Origin of the sequence: Streptomyces sp. NPDC006450 (assembly GCF_040612195.1) — a bacterium.
Lineage (GTDB): Bacteria > Actinomycetota > Actinomycetes > Streptomycetales > Streptomycetaceae > Streptomyces.
The window spans coordinates 1-16,475 of record NZ_JBEXPT010000138.1; the positions used below are offsets into that span (position 1 = coordinate 1).

General features: G+C 74.6%; 13 protein-coding genes and 1 pseudogene. 8 read left to right on the forward strand and 6 right to left on the reverse strand.

Features of this window, described 5'->3' with window-relative positions; all coding sequences use genetic code 11:
- The 3 genes and pseudogenes from ABZY57_RS28305 to ABZY57_RS28315 form a co-directional block, all read right to left on the reverse strand.
- A pseudogene (locus ABZY57_RS28305) lies at window positions 1-1,638 on the reverse strand (hypothetical protein); the annotation flags it as partial.
- Between the two features lie 77 nt (window positions 1,639-1,715).
- The gene (locus ABZY57_RS28310; RefSeq protein ID WP_356516648.1) at window positions 1,716-2,678 is read right to left on the reverse strand and encodes a hypothetical protein; all 963 of its coding nucleotides are present in this window, start codon (window positions 2,676-2,678) and stop codon (window positions 1,716-1,718) included.
- A 538-nt stretch (window positions 2,679-3,216) separates the two neighbouring features.
- Window positions 3,217-4,722, reverse strand: a complete 1,506-nt coding sequence (locus ABZY57_RS28315; RefSeq protein ID WP_356516650.1) for a hypothetical protein — start codon at window positions 4,720-4,722, stop codon at window positions 3,217-3,219.
- Window positions 4,723-4,829: 107 nt separating this feature from the next.
- On the opposite strand from ABZY57_RS28315, the gene ABZY57_RS28320 reads away from it, so the two are divergent.
- The 3 genes from ABZY57_RS28320 to ABZY57_RS28330 are packed head-to-tail and all read left to right on the forward strand — an operon-like array spanning window position 4,830 to window position 7,119.
- Window positions 4,830-5,630: a 5-oxoprolinase subunit PxpA gene (locus tag ABZY57_RS28320; RefSeq protein WP_356516652.1), complete on the forward strand. Its 801-nt coding sequence runs from the start codon at window positions 4,830-4,832 to the stop codon at window positions 5,628-5,630.
- Window positions 5,627-6,253, forward strand: coding sequence for an allophanate hydrolase subunit 1 (locus ABZY57_RS28325; protein ID WP_356516654.1), 627 nt, complete (start codon window positions 5,627-5,629; stop codon window positions 6,251-6,253). The genes ABZY57_RS28320 and ABZY57_RS28325 overlap by 4 nt, the downstream gene beginning before the upstream one ends.
- Complete coding sequence (locus ABZY57_RS28330) at window positions 6,250-7,119, forward strand: biotin-dependent carboxyltransferase family protein (protein WP_356516656.1); 870 nt, start codon at window positions 6,250-6,252, stop codon at window positions 7,117-7,119. Before ABZY57_RS28325 ends, ABZY57_RS28330 begins: the two co-directional genes overlap by 4 nt.
- A 229-nt stretch (window positions 7,120-7,348) precedes the next feature.
- Here the strand turns inward: ABZY57_RS28330 and ABZY57_RS28335 are convergent, their stop codons facing one another.
- Window positions 7,349-8,755 (reverse strand): HEAT repeat domain-containing protein, encoded by a 1,407-nt coding sequence (locus ABZY57_RS28335; protein WP_356516658.1) that lies wholly within the window; start codon window positions 8,753-8,755, stop codon window positions 7,349-7,351.
- A 355-nt stretch (window positions 8,756-9,110) separates the two neighbouring features.
- Window positions 9,111-9,545: an ankyrin repeat domain-containing protein gene (locus tag ABZY57_RS28340; protein WP_356516660.1), complete on the reverse strand. Its 435-nt coding sequence runs from the start codon at window positions 9,543-9,545 to the stop codon at window positions 9,111-9,113.
- Window positions 9,546-9,826: 281 nt separating this feature from the next.
- Here ABZY57_RS28340 and ABZY57_RS28345 point away from each other — a divergent pair, with 281 nt between their 5' ends.
- Window positions 9,827-10,021, forward strand: coding sequence for a hypothetical protein (locus ABZY57_RS28345; protein WP_030031218.1), 195 nt, complete (start codon window positions 9,827-9,829; stop codon window positions 10,019-10,021).
- Window positions 10,022-10,072: 51 nt separating this feature from the next.
- A complete protein-coding gene (locus tag ABZY57_RS28350; protein ID WP_356516662.1) occupies window positions 10,073-11,710 on the forward strand; it encodes a hypothetical protein in 1,638 nt (545 codons plus the stop codon).
- A gap of 39 nt (window positions 11,711-11,749) precedes the next feature.
- On the opposite strand, the gene ABZY57_RS28355 is transcribed toward ABZY57_RS28350, so the two are convergent.
- Window positions 11,750-13,252, reverse strand: coding sequence for a PLP-dependent aminotransferase family protein (locus tag ABZY57_RS28355; protein ID WP_356516664.1), 1,503 nt, complete (start codon window positions 13,250-13,252; stop codon window positions 11,750-11,752).
- Between the two features lie 222 nt (window positions 13,253-13,474).
- Here ABZY57_RS28355 and ABZY57_RS28360 point away from each other — a divergent pair, with 222 nt between their 5' ends.
- From ABZY57_RS28360 to ABZY57_RS28370, 3 genes are all read left to right on the forward strand, one after another.
- Window positions 13,475-14,245, forward strand: a complete 771-nt coding sequence (locus ABZY57_RS28360; RefSeq protein WP_356516666.1) for a glycerophosphodiester phosphodiesterase — start codon at window positions 13,475-13,477, stop codon at window positions 14,243-14,245.
- A 66-nt stretch (window positions 14,246-14,311) separates the two neighbouring features.
- Window positions 14,312-15,694 carry an MFS transporter gene (locus tag ABZY57_RS28365; protein WP_356516668.1) on the forward strand — a complete coding sequence of 461 codons (1,383 nt, stop codon included), beginning with the start codon at window positions 14,312-14,314 and terminating at the stop codon, window positions 15,692-15,694.
- Between the two features lie 330 nt (window positions 15,695-16,024).
- Window positions 16,025-16,399, forward strand: coding sequence for an RNA polymerase-binding protein RbpA (locus ABZY57_RS28370; protein ID WP_007262928.1), 375 nt, complete (start codon window positions 16,025-16,027; stop codon window positions 16,397-16,399).
- Window positions 16,400-16,475 lie beyond the last annotated feature (76 nt).

Consider the following 16,475-nt stretch of genomic DNA (forward strand, 5'->3'; position numbering starts at 1 on the left):
CACGGCCGTCTTCTCCGCGTCGGCGGCGGCCAGGGCGGCGCGGGCCGGGTCGGCATCGGGGGCGGAGTCGTCGAGCCAGCCGGCCCGTACGGCCTCGGCGGTCTCCTGCTGGACCTCGGCGAGGCGGGCGCGCAGGTGCTCGGCCTCGCTGCGGGCCCGCTGGGCGGCCGTGGCGGCGGCGGTGGCGGCGCGGTGGGAGGACTCGCCGGTCTCCTGGAGGACGGCGGAGCGCTCCTCCTCCTCGTTGGCGGCCCGCTCGCCCTGCTCGGCGGCGGCGTGCAGGGCGCGTACGAGCTCGGTGGCGGCGGTGGCCCGGGCGGCGAGCGCCGGGGCGGCGTCCCGCTCGGCTTCCAGGATCGCGGCGGCGACCCGGGCGGAGCGGTCGGCGGCGCTGCGGTGGCGCAGGACGTGCTCGGCGGCCTGCCAGGCGGAGTGCAGGGTGCGGGCTTCGAGGAGCTCGCGGCGCTGCGCGGCGGCGGCCTTGTCGGCGACGGTCAGGGCCAGCGAGGCGTGCCGGTAGGCGAGTTCGGCCGAGACGGCGGCGCTGCGGGCGCGCGCGGACTCGGCGGCGGTGACCTGGTGGGCGGCGGCGGTGACCCGCTGCGCGAGGTCGGCGGCGCGGCCGCGCTCCTCGCCGGCGCGGGCGGACAGGCGCCGGGCGAGGGTGCGCGTACGGCGTTCGGCGCCGGCGTGGACGTCGCGCAGCCGGGTGCGGGTCCCGGCGGCCTCGACGATCTTGGTGAGGAGATCCACGGAGCCCGCGGTGAACTCCCGTTCGGCCATCAGCTCCGCGCGGCGGCCGAGTTTGTTGCCGAATCCGTGGACGAGGTCGGCGAGGCCGTCCGTGTCCCGGGTGTCGGTGACGGCGCGCAGCAGCAGGTCGGTGAAGTCGGAGTCCTTCTTGACCGCGAAGAGGCCGGCGGCCTCGCCCTCGTCGGCGTTCATCTCGCGCTGGTAGCGGAAGAGTTCGGGGTCGAGGCCGACCTCGGTGAGGTGCTCGTTCCAGCGGTCGTGGATCTCCTCGAAGTACACCTCGAGGTGCGGGTACGCCTTGCCGGCCTCGGTCAGGGCGTCGCGGAAGCCCTTCATGGTGCGGCGCCGCCCCTGGGCGCCGGAGGCGCCCTCCACGGGCGGGCGCACCGAAGTGGCCTCGGCCACCGGGAGGTTGTCCAGGCTCAGGCCCGGTCCGGGGCGGAAGGAGTACCAGGCCTCGGCGAACTTGCGCGGGTCGTTGGAGACTTGGCGGCCGCGCCATTCACTGACCTTGCCGACGACCACGCACTCGCCGGTCTGGGTGTGCTGCCATTCGAGCGCCACGTGGCCGCAGTCGTCGGCCAGCAGGAACTTGCGCAGGACGCCGGAGCTGGCGCCGCCCAGGGTGTTGCGGTGGCCGGGCAGCATCACCGAGAAGATCAGCTTGAGCAGGACGGACTTGCCGCCGCCGTTCTCCAGGAAGAGCACGCCGGCGGGTGCGGGACGGCGCGGCGGGCCGGTGGGTTCGTCCTCGAAGAACTCCGCCTGGGTGGGCGCCGGGTGGGGCACCGGCTCGCCGACTCCGCGCAGGTCGAGCACGGTGTCGGCGTAGCGCGCGCCGGCGGGCCCGATGGAGTAGAGGCGGATCCGGGACAGCTCGTACATGGCGGCGGACTCTCGTGGTCTTTCGTAGGTCGTACGGGGACGGGGGGCGGGGCGGCCGGTGGCGGGCGGCGGGCGACTCAGGCGTGGAAGGGCAGGCCCGCGTCGGCGGCGAGCTCCAGGTCGTCGCCCTCGGGCGGCGGCAGCAGGCTGGCGGAGCCGTCGCTGACGGGGACCACGCCGAGGTCGAGGAGCTCGGCCATGGCCGCGCTGCCCGCCATGTCGCGGACCTGGAGCTGGTAGCGGGGGGTGGTGCGGTACGTGCCTCCGGCCTCGTCCCCGGTGCGCTGGAGGAAGCCGGAGTCGGTGAGGAAGGCGGCGGCCTTGCCGACGATGCCGGTGGTGGAACCGGCCAGCCGGCGGGCGTCCTTGGTGGCGCCGGTCGCGCTGCGGCGGGCGTAGACCCGCCAGGCGGCCTCCAGGCCGGGGGCGTCGGACGCGGGGTCGGTGTTCTCGCCGAGTTCCTCGGCGCGCTCCTCCAGGCGGCGGCAGGTCTGCCGGACGAAGGCGTCGACGCCGTTGACGGTGATCCGGCCGATGTAGCCGTCGTCGGCGAGGTCCTCGGGGCGGGGGAAGGCCAGGGCCGCCACGGCGAGGTGGGCGAGGCCGTGCAGGAAGCGGTCCGCGGAGTCCGCGGTGGTGCGGCGGGCGTAGTCGCCCATGCGGACGGCGAAGACGGAGTCCTCGCCGGCGGCCACGGCCATGCCGGCGCGGGAGGACACCTCCAGGACGACGAGGCCGAGGCCGGTGGCGACGGCGTCGGCGAGCCGGGCGAAGGCGGGGTCCTCGCGGTAGCGGCGCAGCAGTTCGGCGTACTCGGCGTCGCGGGCGGGCAGCAGCTTGGGCTGGAGCCCGAACGCGACGAGCCGGGCCGCGTCGGCGGCGTCCGCCGGGGTGACGGTTCCCTGCGGGGCCTGAGCCGGGGCCGGGGCCGGGGCCGGGGTGGGGGCCGGTGCGTGTGCGGGTGCCTGGACCGGAGCCGGGGCCTCGTGCGCGTCGGGCTCGCTCCACGCGGGGTGCTGCTCGGCGTGGTGGTCGCTCACGGGTGCGTCTCCTCGGTGGTACGGGTGGTGTGAGTGCGGGTGGGACGGGCGCCGACTGCGTACGGCACGGCGGCTCGCGGCACGGCGTGGACCGGCCGGGCTGCGGCAGGCCCGGCAGGCCCGGCAGGCCCGGCAGGCCCGGCAGGCCCGGCAGCAGAGAGTCTTCCCCCACCCCGCCCCTTCCCGAAAGCAGGGGCGAGCCCCCACACCCCCGGGAGCGACCGCGCCGCCAGGTGCTCCGCCCCGGCGACGGAGCCGGCGGGCCCGGCTGCGGGGACGGCGATGCCCCGGACCCGGCCGGGCGCAGTCGTGCGGCGGGCAGCAGCAGCCCGGCCCGGCGAGCGGGCGGCGTCGGGCCCCGGCCTGGTGACCCGGCCTCGCAAGGGCACGAGGCCGGATCCGGGCATGGCAGCCCGGCGGCGGCGCAGAGGCACGAGGCCGGGCCCGGGCGTGACAGCCCGGCCGTGCACGGGCACGGGGCCGGGCCCGGGCGTGACAGCCCGGCCGCACGCGGGCGCGGGGCCGGGTGGGTGCGCGGTCATGCCGCCTCCGTGCGGTCCGCCGTCATGGCTGCCGCGTCCAGCAGGGCGGTGCCCACGATGAGGTCCGCGCCGCCGAATTCCGGGTCGTCGAGTTCCGTGCCGTCGTCGACCGCGAAGAGGAGCCGCTCCTCGCCCTGGCGGTACGCCGTGCCCACCGCCGGACTAGCCGCGTGGACGGCCAGCAGGGCCACCAGGTAGGGGAGGTCCGGGTCGGAGCGGCGCGCCTCCGCCAGGAGGCCGGACAGGCGGCGCGGGGCGTCGTGCGGGAGTTCCAGGAGCGCCATCGCGGCGGCGAGCTGCTCCTCGCTGAAGCGGCTGTCGTCGGGGGTGGCGATCAGGTCGGGCTCCGGCATCTCCACGCCGAGGTGTTCGCGCTCCACGGGCGGGGTGAGGAGGATCTCCACCAGGTCCGCGACGCGGACCGAGACGGGGGTGCGCAGGCCCGCGCCTGCCGCGAAGAAGGCGTCCGTGACCCGGATGGCCTGGGCGACGGGGAGCGGCAGCGAGGGGGCAACCAGCTGCCCGTACAGGTCGATGCCGGAGCGCGGCGCGGGGGCCGCGAAGGCCTGGCGGTCCTGTTCGGCGCGGAAGAGCGGTCCGGCGTCGAGCAGCCGGGACTGCAACTGCGTGTGGCGGCGGATGCAGTCCTTGACGATGTCGACCAGCTCGGCGGCGCGCCGCTTGTTGTCCGGCTCCTCCGCCTCGTCGCGGGCCTTGCGGATGTTGGTGAGGATCGCGTTCTCGTGGCGGTAGCGGTCGGCGACGTGGTCCAGGGCCTCCGCGATCATGTCGGGGACGGTCACCAGCCAGTCCACGGCCCGCACGTTGCGCCGGGTCGCGTCGAGCGTGCGGCGCAGGGTCTCCGCGTACTGGACGGTGCGGTAGCGGGCCTGCTCGGCGGCGAGTTGGGCGTCGGCGAGGCGGCCCCGGCTGATCAGGACCTCCAGCTTGACCTCGGCGGCGATCTGCGCGCTGGTGACGTCCGTGTCCAGGGCGCCCACCAGGACGTTGACGGCCTCGTCCGTGGTGCGCAGGTACACCGCGCCGCCGTAGCCCGGGACTTCCTCGATCAGCTTGAAGTCGTAGTCGCGGCGGACGTAGACGCCGTCCGGGCCGAACGTGCCGTAGATCGCGCGGAATCCGCGGTCGACGCTGCCGACGTTGATCAGGTTCTCCAGCACCCAGCGGGCCACCCGCTCGTGCTCGGCCGCGGGGCGCGTCGGCGCCTGGGCGGCGACGCGCGGCAGCAGGCGGGCCACTATCTGCTCGTGGTCCGCGCCGGTGTCGAAGTCCATGTTGAGCGTGACCAGGTCGATCGCGGCGAGCGCGACCTCCGCCATCGCGTAGACCCCGTACTCGCCGGCCAGATTGGCCTTGCGTACGTCGAGGTCGTGCAGCGGGGCGGTGCAGGCGAGCGCGCGCAGCCGCCGGGCCAGGCCCTCGTCGGCGGCCGGGCCCGACGCCGGAGAGGGAAGGGTCTTCGCCGGGGCAGGGAGAGTCACGGGCAAAGACTAGGCGCTGACCCTGACAACATCCCAAACGGGATGGTTCGCCCGATCCTCCTGCCGTCGGCACGAGCGCGGCCCGTGCCCTGTTCTACGCTCACCGCATGGCTTCCATGATCACGCCGGACACCCCGGCGGCCACCCCCGTGATCGATCTCAACGCCGACCTCGGCGAAGGCTTCGGGCGGTGGACGCTGACCGACGACGAGGCCCTGCTGTCCGTCGTCACGAGCGCCAACGTCGCCTGCGGCTTCCACGCCGGCGACCCGTCCATCATGCGCCGCGTCTGCGAGCTGGCGGCCGCGCGCGGAGTGCGGATCGGCGCGCAGGTCTCGTACCGGGACCTCGCGGGCTTCGGCCGGCGCGCCATGGACGTGCCGGCCGGTGAGCTGGCCGACGAGGTGGCCTACCAGATCGGGGCGCTGGAGGTCTTCGCGCGGGCGGCCGGGTCCCGGGTGTCGTACGTGAAACCGCACGGCGCGCTCTACAACCGCACCGTGCACGACTCCGTCCAGGCCGGCGCCGTGGTGGCGGGCGTGCTGCTCGCGGCCGGTCCCGCCGGACTGCCGGTGCTCGGGCTGCCCGGTTCCCTGCTGCTCGCCGCCGCCGGGCGGGCCGGGCTCCCGGCCGTCCCGGAGGCCTTCGCCGACCGCGCCTACACCCCCGCGGGCACCCTCGTACCGCGGGGCGAGCCGGGCGCCGTGGTCCACGACCCGGACGCGGTGGTGGCCCGCGCGGTGGAGATGGCCGCCGGGCACGCGGTGACGGCCGCCGACGGCTCCCGGATCCCGGTGGCCGCCCGCTCCCTGTGCCTGCACGGGGACACCCCCGGGGCGGCGGGTCTGGCCCTGCGGGTGCGCGGGGCGCTCGGTGGGGCCGGGGTCCGGGTGGAGGCCTTCGCGTGAGGGTGCTGGAGGCCGGCGCCGGGGCGCTGCTGCTGGAGGTGGACTCCGCCGAGGAGGTGGCCGCGCTCCACGCGGAGCTGCTGAGCCGCAGGGACGCGGGTGAGCTGGGCGGCGTACGGGACATCGTGCCGGCGGCCCGGACCGTCCTGCTGGACGGGGTACGGGAGCCGCGCGCCCTCGCGGCCCGGATCTCCCGCTGGCGGGTCGCCCCACTGGCCCCGGCCGACGGGCCGCCCCCGGTGACGGTCTCGGTGCGCTACGACGGCCCGGACCTGGCGGAGGTGGCCGCGCTGTGGGAGGTGTCCCCCGGGGAGGTGCCCGGCATCGTCGGCGCGATCACCTTCCGGGTGGCCTTCTGCGGGTTCGCCCCGGGCTTCGGCTACCTGACGGGCCTCCCCGCCCGCCTCCACCTGCCCCGGCGCGCGACGCCCCGTACGGCGGTACCGGCGGGCTCGCTGGCCCTCGCGGGCGAGTACGCGGGGGTGTACCCGCGCTCCTCCCCCGGCGGCTGGCAGCTGATCGGGTCCACGGACGCGGTGCTGTGGGACCCGGCGCGCGAGCCGGCCGCACTGTTCGCGCCGGGGGTACGGGTGCGGTTCGCCGAGGCGGAGGCCGCGCTGTGAGGGGGCTGGAGGTCGTACGGGCGGGCGCGCTGACCAGCGTGCAGGACCTGGGCCGGCCCGGGTACGCCCACCTCGGCGTCCCCCGCTCGGGGGCCCTCGACACGGCGGCGCACGCGCTGGCGAACCGGCTGCTGGGCAACCCGCCCGGGTCCGCGACGCTGGAGACGACCCTGGACGGCGTGGGTCTGCGGGCGGTGGGCGGCCCGGTCGTCGTGGCGGTCACCGGGGCGCCCTGTGCGGTACGGGCCTGCGGGCGCCCGGTGGCCTGGGGAGCCCCGGTCCTGCTGCGCGAGGGGGCGGAGCTGGAGGTGGGCCGGGCGGAGTCGGGAGTGCGCGGCTACGTCGCGGTGCGGGGAGGTTTCGCGGTCGAGCCGGTGCTGGGCAGTCGCTCGACCGATCTGCTGTCGGGCCTCGGCCCGCCGGTCCTGGTGGCGGGGGCGCTGCTGCCGGTGGGCGCGCCCGGTCCGGATCCGGTGGCCGGGGTGGATGCCGCGGCGGCGCCGGGCCCGTCGCCGGAACTGGTGCTTCCGCTGCGGCTGGGGCCGCGGGCCGACTGGTTCACGGCGGAGTCGGTGACGGGGCGGCTGCTGCGGGCGACGTACCGGGTCTCGCCCGCTTCGAACCGCATCGGGCTGCGTACGCAGGGGCCGCCGCTGGTCCGGGCCCGGGGCGGGGAGCTGCCCAGCGAGGGGATGGTGCTCGGTGCGGTCCAGGTTCCGCCGGACGGGCAGCCGGTGGTCTTCCTGGCGGACCACCCGGTCACGGGCGGCTATCCGGTCGTCGGCGTCGTCCCGCCGGGCCCCGCACTCGACGCGGCGGCCCAGGCCCGGCCGGGGGTCCCCGTCCGGTTCGTGCGGAGCCCCTGAGCACCTGCGGTGCGCGGCCGGTGAAAGGCTTCGGGCGGCGGGGCCGGGTACGGGAGCGCACACCTGCCGGTCACGCCGGCGGCGGTTCCCCGGACCGCACCCTCGCGCACGCCGGCGGCGCCCACGGCTCGCCCCCGTTGGCCGCCCGGCGGCACAGCGCCCCCGGTCCGTTTCCGGACCGGGGGCGCGCTGTGTCTCCGGGCGGGCTCGGGCGGGCCCGTCGGACCTGTCAGACGGCCGACTCCGGGGTGATGCGGCTGCGGACCGCCGACTGGACGTCCTCCTCCTCCGCCGGGTCCGCCGCCAGGCGGCGCAGGCGCGGGGCCACTCGGGCGTCGGCCGTCTCCGCGTGGCGGGCGGCCACCTCCCGGGTGGTCTCCTCGCAGTCCCAGAGGCACTCGACGGCGAAGCCCGCCGCGAAGGAGGGGTCCGTCGCCGCCAGGGCCCGCGCGGCGCGGCCGCGCAGGTGGGAGGAGGCCGTCTCGCGGTAGATGTGGCGCAGTACCGGCGCCGCGCAGGCGATCCGGAGCCGGCCGGCTCCGTCGACCAGGGTGAACAGCGGCGTGGAGTCCGGGCCCGAGCCGCGGACGGTGGAGCGGAGGGCTCCGAGGACGAGGGGGGCGTCCTCGGCTCCGCCCCGGGCGGCCAGGAGGGTCCCTGCGGCCGTTCCGAGGGCGTCGGGGCGCTGGACCCAGCGGCGGGCCCGCTCGACGGCGGCGGGGCCGCACATGCGCTCGTAGGCGGCTACGGCCGGCTCGTCGCCGGCGGCTTCGATGAGGTCCAGTACGGCCGGGTTCTCCGGCTCGGCGAGGACCAGGTGGTGCAGCGCGGTGGCGCGGGCGGCTTCTCCTGACGCGCCGGCGGCGGCCGCCAGGATCGCGGAGCGGTCCTCGGGGGTGGCCACGGCGGCGAGGCAGCGGGCGGCCGGGACGTGCAGGGGGGTGCCCCGGCGCAGTCCGTCGGCGGCCCAGTCGAAGACGGCTTGCACGCCCCAGCCGGGCTGGGGGCCGCGCGGGGTGAGCTGGCGCTGCCAGCGGTCGAACGAGCCCTGCTGGCGGGCGGAGCGCAGCCGCTCGGCGTAGGCGTTGGGCTCCGCCGCCTCTTCCCACAGGCACCAGGGCCTGGGTTCGTAGGCGTCGCGGACGGCGGCGGCGAGCCGCGCCTCACCCTCGGCGGTGGCGGGGAAGCGGGCCAGGACGGGGGCGGCCAGGGAGCGCAGTCCCTCGTCGTCGTCGCGCAGGGCGAGTTCGTCGAGGGCCCAGGCCCAGTTGGCGCCCGTGGCGGCGTAGCGGCGCAGCAGCATGAGCGCGTCGTCGCGGCCGTACGAGGCCAGGTGGCCCAGCACGGACAGGGCGAGGCCCGTGCGGCGGTCGTCCTCGTCGACGAGGTCGTCGACGCTGAAGAGGTGGGCCTCGATCTCGCCCAGGGGGCCGTCGAGGTCCAGGTACAGGCGTGCGTAGTACAGGGAGCGGTTCTCGACCTGCCAGTCCTGGCGCGGATCGCCGGCCACGCAGTGGTTGAGCGCCGCGAGGGCCTCGGCCCTGGGCGCCGCGAGTGCGTGCAGCGTGCCGTCGCCGCGGCCGCGCTGGAGGAGACCGAGCAGGGTGCCGCTCGGCGCTATGACTGGTTCGAACATGGGAATGGCCTCAAATCAAGCTGGGGACGCAACCGGGAATCGGAATTCACAGGGCCGCGTAACAGCATGTGAGGACGTCCGCCGTCTGGTTCCGCTCGATGTAGACCATTGCCTTCTCACTCTCGTCGGTGCTTCTCGGCCAGGGCGGCGGTCCCCCGGCAGGAGTGGGGGTCGGACACCCGTTGTGTCCTGCCCGCTCCTGCCCGTCCGTCCTGTCCGCGAATCGAATCCGACGCCATGATGACCCAGGCGGTTTGTGCGCCGCGACCACATTTAAGGCCGCCGTGACCAACCCGTGAGGTCTGGACCGGCCACGGACCGGCCAGGAACCGGCCTGGGGACCGGCAAAAGCGGACTACTTGGCTCCGAAAAGTTCCAGCAGGTCGGCCTTGGCGAACATGCGGGCCGTGTCCACGGCGGAGGGCGTTCCGGCGTTCGGGTCGGCTCCGCCGGCGAGCAGTGCGCGGATGACGGCCTCCTCGCCCTTGAAGACCGCCCCCGCGAGCGGGGTCTGGCCGCGGTCGTTGGCGCGGTCCGCCTCGGCTCCGCGGGCCAGCAGGGCCGTGACGGCGCCGGCGTGGCCGTGGTAGGCGGCGAGCATGACGAGGGTGTCACCGCGGTCGTTGGTGAGGTTCGCCGGGACGCCCGCGTCGACGTACGCGGCGAGGGTCTCGGTCTCACCCCGACGGGCGAGGTCGAAGATCTTGGTGGCCAGCTCGACGACGTCCTCGTCGGGAACGTCCGGGGAGTCCGGAGAGTCCTGGGAGCCGTTCTCGACGTGCTCACTCATCGGTCGTACCGCCTTTCACGGGCAGGGCTGCGCACGGCACTGCGTCCGTACGGGTGAAGCGTCAGAGTAGCGCCCGGACCTGCACATGAGAGGTGCGGGACGAGGCAATGATCACCCTGCGACCCCCGTGCCCCCATCCCGCCAGGCGCGCCAGCCGGGATGGGCCGGTCAAGTGAAAAATTGCCGGATTCACCCATATGCACCTTTTATCGCATTGATACTTCCTGTGAGCCTGGAAGAACTGATGGTGACTGTCCCCACCCACCAGGGAGAACTGACTCATGGTCCTGTCCATCTCAGGTGTCGTCCTGCTCGGCATCATCTGCTTCCTGTTCTTCAAGAAGGACGGAATGAAGCTGACGCACGCGTTCGTGTGCTCCCTCTTCGGCTTCTTCCTCGCCGGCTCCGCCATCGCGCCCAGCATCACGGCGAGCACGGCGAGCCTCGCGAGCCTTCTCGGCGGGATCAAGCTCTAGCGGCCCGGCCCCGGCACCCACCCGAAGCATCCACAACTCCAGGAGACGCCCGTGGCCCGGCGCCCACTTCCCCGCATCCTCAGCAGCGGCACCGTGTCGCTGACCCGGGGCCGCGACTTCGCTCGCACGGCCGCCGACAGCGCCACGGACGTCCTCCATCCGCTCCTCACCATCGGACGCGGCTTGCGCGTCCTGGCCTCGGCCGGACGCCGCAAATGGTGCGACACCCCCAAGGACAAGCGTGGTCCCGCGCTGTTCCTGGGAGCCGCCTGCGTCCTCGTGGTCGCGCTCGTCCCCTACGGACCCCTCACCGCCCTGATCACCCTCATGGCGGCGGCGGCCTGGCAGGGACGCGACCGCACCCCGGTGAAGACCGGGCCCAGCGATGCCGAGACCGAACGGCTCGGCTCCCTCTACGAAGCCCTCGTGCCGTACTTCTCCATCCCGGAGGACCCGAGCCCCCTCTTCGCCCACGGCGGGGAGTGGGACAAGGCCTTCAGCGGCTACGAGTTCGACGAGGCGGGCCGCGTCACCCGGCTCCACATCCGCTACCCGGCCTACTTCACCGACGGCGAGGCCGCCTCAAGGGCCCGGATCGAGGCACTGCTGCACGCCAAGTCCGGGCGCGGACGGGAGTACCACTTCGACTGGGACGAGGAGGGAAACCAGCTCGACCTGAGCGTGCTGGCGGCGCTGCCGACAGGTATCGCCGCCCAGCCCTTCGTGACGTCCCCCGGTGAGACCGTGCTCGGCTTCACCGACCCCGGCAGCGTGCAGCGCACCCTGCCCGTCCTGGACGGCGACGAGCCCCGGGACGTGCCTCCGGTCATCTGGCGCACCGGCTCCCGTTCCGCCGAGCCCCATCTGCTGGCCGTGGGCCAGCCCGGCAGCGGTACGTCCACGCTGCTGCGCTCCGTCGCCCTGCAGGCCCTGCGGCACGGGGGCGACGTACTGATCGTGGAGGGCGGCGGCACCGGCGAGTACTCCTGCCTCTCCGGCCGCGCCGGCGTCCTCGCCGTGGAGTGCGGACCGTCCGGGGCACTGGCCACCCTGGAATGGGCCGCCCGCGAGACCGAGCGGCGCCTGATCGCCACCCACCGGGCCCGCGAAGCCGGCCGGCCCGCGCCCGAGGACACCCGCCGCCCGCTGTGGATCCTGCTCGACCGCCCCAGCGTGCTGGCCCACCTGGCCGTCGCCGAAGGCGCCCCGGACCCGATCGCGCAGCTCCAGGTGCCGCTGCGGCACGGACGCGCCGCGCACGTCACCGTGGTGGTGGCCGAGCAGTTCGACCACCTGGAGCTGCTGAACGACTCCGTCTGGCAGCACACGAGGGCCCGGGTGGTGCTCGGAGCCGCGACGATCCAGCAGATCGCCGATGTGCTGGGGCTGCCCCCGCACACCACGCCGACGGCCGTACCGCCGCCCGGGCGCGGGTACGCCCGGCTCGGCGCCGGTCCCGTGCACCGGCTCCAGGTGCCGGCCACGCCGGACCCGTACGACGAGGCCACCCACCCGGGGCACCGGCAGGCGGTACTGGACCTGCTGCCCGAGCGGCAGGCGCCGCCCAAGCCCGTCCCGGACCACGTCACGCTGGGCAAGCCGCTGCACATCGTCCAGCCCCCTGCCCAGGCGGCGGGCCCGGCGATCGACGCCTCGGAGATCCCCGAGGTCCCGGCGGACGCTCCGTAGCGTCCCGGTCCCGCCCGGTCCCCCCGGTCCCGCCCGGTCCTACGCGACGAAGGTGCGCGGCGGCTCCGCCCCGCCGCCGCCCGCTCCGGTGGCGACCAGCCGGGCGGCGGCGGCCAGCCGGGACGCCGCTTCCTCGGCCACCGGGCCGCCGACGGTGAAGGGGAGCCGGACGTACCCCTCGAAGGCCCCGTCGACGCCGAACCGGGGACCCGAGGGGACCCGTACGCCCACCCGCTCCCCCACCTCGGCCAGCCGGGAGCCGGAGAGCCCGCCCGCGCGGGCCCACAGGGTCAGGCCGCCGAGCGGGACCCGGAACTCCCAGTCCGGCAGCTCCCGGCGGACCGCCGCCACCAGGGCGTCCCGGTTCTCGCGGGCCTGGTCGCGGCGGATCTCCACGGCCTGCGCCCAGCCTCCGGTGCGCATCAGCCAGTCCACCGCGAGCTGCTCCAGGACGGGCGTGCCCAGGTCGGCATAGGCACGGGCCGCGACCAGGCTGCGGATGACGTCGGGGGCCGCGCGGACCCAGCCGATGCGCATCCCGGCCCAGAAGGCCTTGCTGGCGGAGCCGACGGTGATGACGGTGGAGCCGGCCGGGTCGAAGGAGCAGACGGGGCGGGGCATCTCCATCGCGGGATCGAGCTGGAGCTCGACCATGGTCTCGTCGGCGACGAGGACGGTGCCGGCCGAGCGGGCCGCCTCGACCATCGCGCGGCGCTGCTCGTCGGAGGCCAGGGCCCCGGTCGGATTGTGGAAGTCGGCGACCACGTAGGCGAGGCGGGGCGCGGAGTCGCGCAGCACCTGGCGCCAGACGTCCATGTCCCAGCCGGTCAGCCCCTCCCCCATGGCGACGGGCACGAGGCGGACGCCGGCGGCGCGCATGAGCTGGAGGATGTTGGCGTACGACGGGGATTCCACGGCGATCCGCTCGCCGCGCCCCGCGAAGAGGCTGCAGATGGCGTCGATGGCGCCCATCGCGCCCGTGGTGACCATGATCTGCTCGGGCATGGTCGGGATGCCGCGCTCGGTGTAGCGGTCGGCGAGCATGCGGCGCAGCGCGGGCAGGCCGGCCGGGTAGTCACCGTGGGTGTGGGCGTAGGGCGGGAGTTCCTCCAGGGCGCCCTGGACCGCCTTGGTGAGCCAGGGCTCGGGGGCCGGGAGGGCGGCGCAGCCGAGGTCGATCATCGAGCCGAGGGACTCGGGGGGCAGGGGCTCCAGGCCGCGGGCCGGCATGGGGTTGCCGGCGGGCACCGAGGTCCAGCTGCCCGCGCCCCGCCGGGATTCGAGGAACCCCTCGCCGCGCAGGGCCTCGTAGGCGGCGGCGACGGTGGTGCGGCTGACGGAGAGCACGACGGCCAGCTCCCGCTCGGCGGGGAGCCGGGCGGCCACGGGGATGCGGCCTTCGAGGACGAGCAGGCGGATGCCGTCGGCGAGCGTGCGGTAGGCGGGCAGCTTGCGCCCGCCGGGCACGGCGGTCCGGCCGTGCTGGGAGGTGATGAGCCGACCGAGCTGTGCGGCACCGACGGCCGAGGTCCACTGCGCCATGACTTCCGGTCCACCTTCGCGAAATTGGCCCCTGCCGCCCCCGCGGGGGCGGCATTGGATCGATCCTTACGGTCCAGAGTGCCACGGGACCGGTACGGGCCGGGGCCCAGGGGGCCGACGGGACACGAGGGGTCGCGAGTGACCGGGCGGCGGAAGGAGGGCGTTCACCGGCCGGACACGGGGGCGCTCCCGGCCCGGCGAAGCAGGGGGCATACTGCCGCGGTGACACACGTACGCCTCCCCCACCCCTATCTCGACCACCCGGGACCGATCCCCTTCGCGCACCGCGGCGGTGCCTCGGACGGACTGGAGAACACCGCGGCCGCCTTCCGGCGGGCCGCCGCCGCGGGCTACCGGTACTTCGAGACCGATGTGCACGCCAGCTCCGACGGGAAACTGGTCGCCTTCCACGACGCCACCCTGGACCGGGTCACCGACGGACGGGGACGGATCCGGGAGCTGCCGTGGAGCCGGATCCGCGAGGTCCGGGCCGGCGGGAGCGAGCCCCTGGCGCTCTTCGAGGACCTGCTGGAGGAGTTCCCGGACGCCCGGTGGAACGTGGACGTCAAGGACGAGTCCGCCGTGCACCCGCTGGTCAACCTGATCGCGCGGGCCGGGGTCTGGGACCGGGTGTGCGTGGGGTCCTTCTCCGAGCGCCGGGTCGCCCGGGCCCAGAAGATCGCCGGACCCCGCCTGGCCACCTCGTACGGGGTTGCGGGGGTGCTCGGGCTGCGGCTGCGGTCGTACGCGATCCCCGCCGCGCTGCGGGCGGGCGCGGTGGCGGCGCAGGTGCCGGAGACCCAAGCGGGCATCCGCGTGGTGGACCGGAGGTTCGTGCGGACGGCCCACGAGCGGGGGCTCCAGGTCCACGTGTGGACCGTGAACGAACCGGAACGCATGGAGGCTCTCCTGGACCTGGGAGTCGATGGCATCATGACCGACCGGATCGACATCTTGCGCACGGTGCTGGACCGGCGCGGAGCCTGGGCCTGACACTGCCCGCGGCCCCGCACCGGCCCCGGGGGCCGGGGCGTGACGGGGAACAGCGAGGGGGCCGCCATGAGCGCGCAGACGACGGACGAAGCGGAACCGGGTTCCGAGGACGGCAGATCCGCCGCCGCGGCGGCGGCCGCGCGCAAGCGCGAGCAGCGCGGCTGGTACTTCTACGACTTCGCGGTGTCCGTGTACTCGGCGAGCGTGCTCACCGTGTTCCTCGGGCCGTACCTCACGTCGATCGCCAAGGCCGCGGCGGACGCCGAGGGCTTCGTGCATCCGCTGGGCATCCCGGTGCGGGCCGGTTCCTTCTTCGCCTACACGGTGTCCGCCTCGGTGATCCTGGCGGTGCTGCTCATGCCGCTGGCGGGGGCGGTCGCCGACCGGACCGGCCGCAAGAAGCCGCTGCTGGCCGTGGCCGCGTACACCGGGGCCGCGGCGACGGCCGGCATGTTCTTCCTGGCCGGCGAGCGCTACCTGCTGGGCGGACTGCTCCTGATCGTCGCGAACGCCTCGCTGTCGGTCTCGATGGTGCTGTACAACGCCTATCTGCCGCAGATCTCCACGCCGGACGAGCGGGACACGGTCTCCTCGCGCGGCTGGGCCTTCGGATACACCTCGGGCTCGCTGATGCTCGTGATGAACCTGGCGCTCTACCTGGGCCACGACTCCTTCGGCCTCACCGAAGGCATGGCGATCCGCATCTGCCTGGCCTCCGCGGGCCTGTGGTGGGGGGCCTTCGCCCTGATCCCGCTGCGCCGGCTGCGGGACCGCGCCGTGGTCCGGGAGCCGGGCGCGGCCCCGGCCGTCAGCGGCTGGAAGCAGCTCATCGCCACGCTGAAGGACATGCGGCGCTACCCCCTGACCCTGTCGTTCCTGCTGGCGTACCTGATCTACAACGACGGCGTGCAGACGGTGATCTCCCAGGCCTCGATCTACGGGTCGGAGGAGCTGAAGCTGGAGCAGTCCACCCTCATCGGGGCGATCCTGCTCGTGCAGGTCCTCGCGGTGGCGGGTGCGCTGGGGATGGGCCGGCTGGCCCTGCGGTACGGCGCCAAGCGGACGATCCTCGGATCCCTGGCGGCCTGGGGCGTCACGCTGGCCGCCGGATACTTCCTGCCGGCCCGGACGCCGGTGTGGTTCTTCGCACTCGCCGCGATGATCGGGCTGGTGCTGGGCGGCAGCCAGGCGCTGTCGCGCTCGCTGTTCTCGCACCTGGTTCCGGCGGGCAAGGAGGCCGAGTACTTCTCCGCCTACGAGATGAGCGACCGGGGGCTGAGCTGGGTGGGGCCGCTCGTTTTCGGGCTCACGTACCAGGTCACGGGCAGCTACCGGGACGCGATCATCTCGTTGGTGGTGTTCTTCGCACTGGGTTTCGTGCTGCTCGCCCGAGTGCCGGTGCGGCGCGCGGTGGAGGCGGCGGGGAATCCTGTACCCGAGCGGATCTGACCGGGGAACCGGCGGACCCGATGGTTCCGGCGGCTCCGGCGGGCCCGCGGCCGCGCGAATTCGGAACGAATTTCGACGTTCAAGCTAAGGGCCGGTAGTGTACGCCTTTGGCCTGCCAGGCGGACCGTTACTGCGTGCTTATGAAGTGAAGACGTTGGGTGACATCTGCTGCCAGATGTGACAAAACGGGCACTGGTGGGTACAACAAGGGGCGGTACGACGGGCGACGCATGACCCGGAGCGGGAATCTATACCGCCGACCGGACGTTGACCGGATGACGACGACAGCGACACCTGTCCTGTGGGCGACAAGCCCGGGAGGCACGATTCATGAGTGAGCGAGCTCTCCGCGGTACGCGGCTCGTGGTTACCAGCTACGAGACGGACCGCGGCATCGATCTGGCCCCGCGCCAGGCGGTGGAGTACGCATGCCAGAACGGACATCGATTTGAGATGCCGTTCTCGGTTGAGGCAGAAATTCCGCCGGAGTGGGAGTGCAAGGCGTGTGGCGCCATGGCACTCCTTGTTGACGGGGATGGGCCCGAAGAGAAGAAGGGCAAGCCTGCGCGAACGCACTGGGACATGCTCATGGAGCGGCGCACCCGCGAGGAGCTGGAGGAAGTGCTTGCCGAGAGGCTCGCGGTCCTTCGTTCCGGCGCCATGAACATTGCCGTGCATCCGCGGGACAGCCGCAAGTCCGCCTGACAGCCGGACGCCACAGCGGCGAGCAGCACCGTACGACAGCACGAAGCCGAGGGGCCCCACCACACAGTGTGTGGTG

Bases quoted from the DNA above. Each gene is read 5' to 3' on its own strand.
- ABZY57_RS28320 (WP_356516652.1), top strand. From the start codon at position 4,830: ATGGCTTCCATGATCACGCCGGACACCCCGGCGGCCACCCCCGTGATC.
- ABZY57_RS28335 (WP_356516658.1), bottom strand. From the start codon at position 8,755: ATGTTCGAACCAGTCATAGCGCCGAGCGGCACCCTGCTCGGTCTCCTC.
- ABZY57_RS28340 (WP_356516660.1), bottom strand. From the start codon at position 9,545: ATGAGTGAGCACGTCGAGAACGGCTCCCAGGACTCTCCGGACTCCCCG.
- ABZY57_RS28345 (WP_030031218.1), top strand. From the start codon at position 9,827: ATGGTCCTGTCCATCTCAGGTGTCGTCCTGCTCGGCATCATCTGCTTC.
- ABZY57_RS28355 (WP_356516664.1), bottom strand. From the start codon at position 13,252: ATGGCGCAGTGGACCTCGGCCGTCGGTGCCGCACAGCTCGGTCGGCTC.
- ABZY57_RS28365 (WP_356516668.1), top strand. From the start codon at position 14,312: ATGAGCGCGCAGACGACGGACGAAGCGGAACCGGGTTCCGAGGACGGC.
- ABZY57_RS28370 (WP_007262928.1), top strand. From the start codon at position 16,025: ATGAGTGAGCGAGCTCTCCGCGGTACGCGGCTCGTGGTTACCAGCTAC.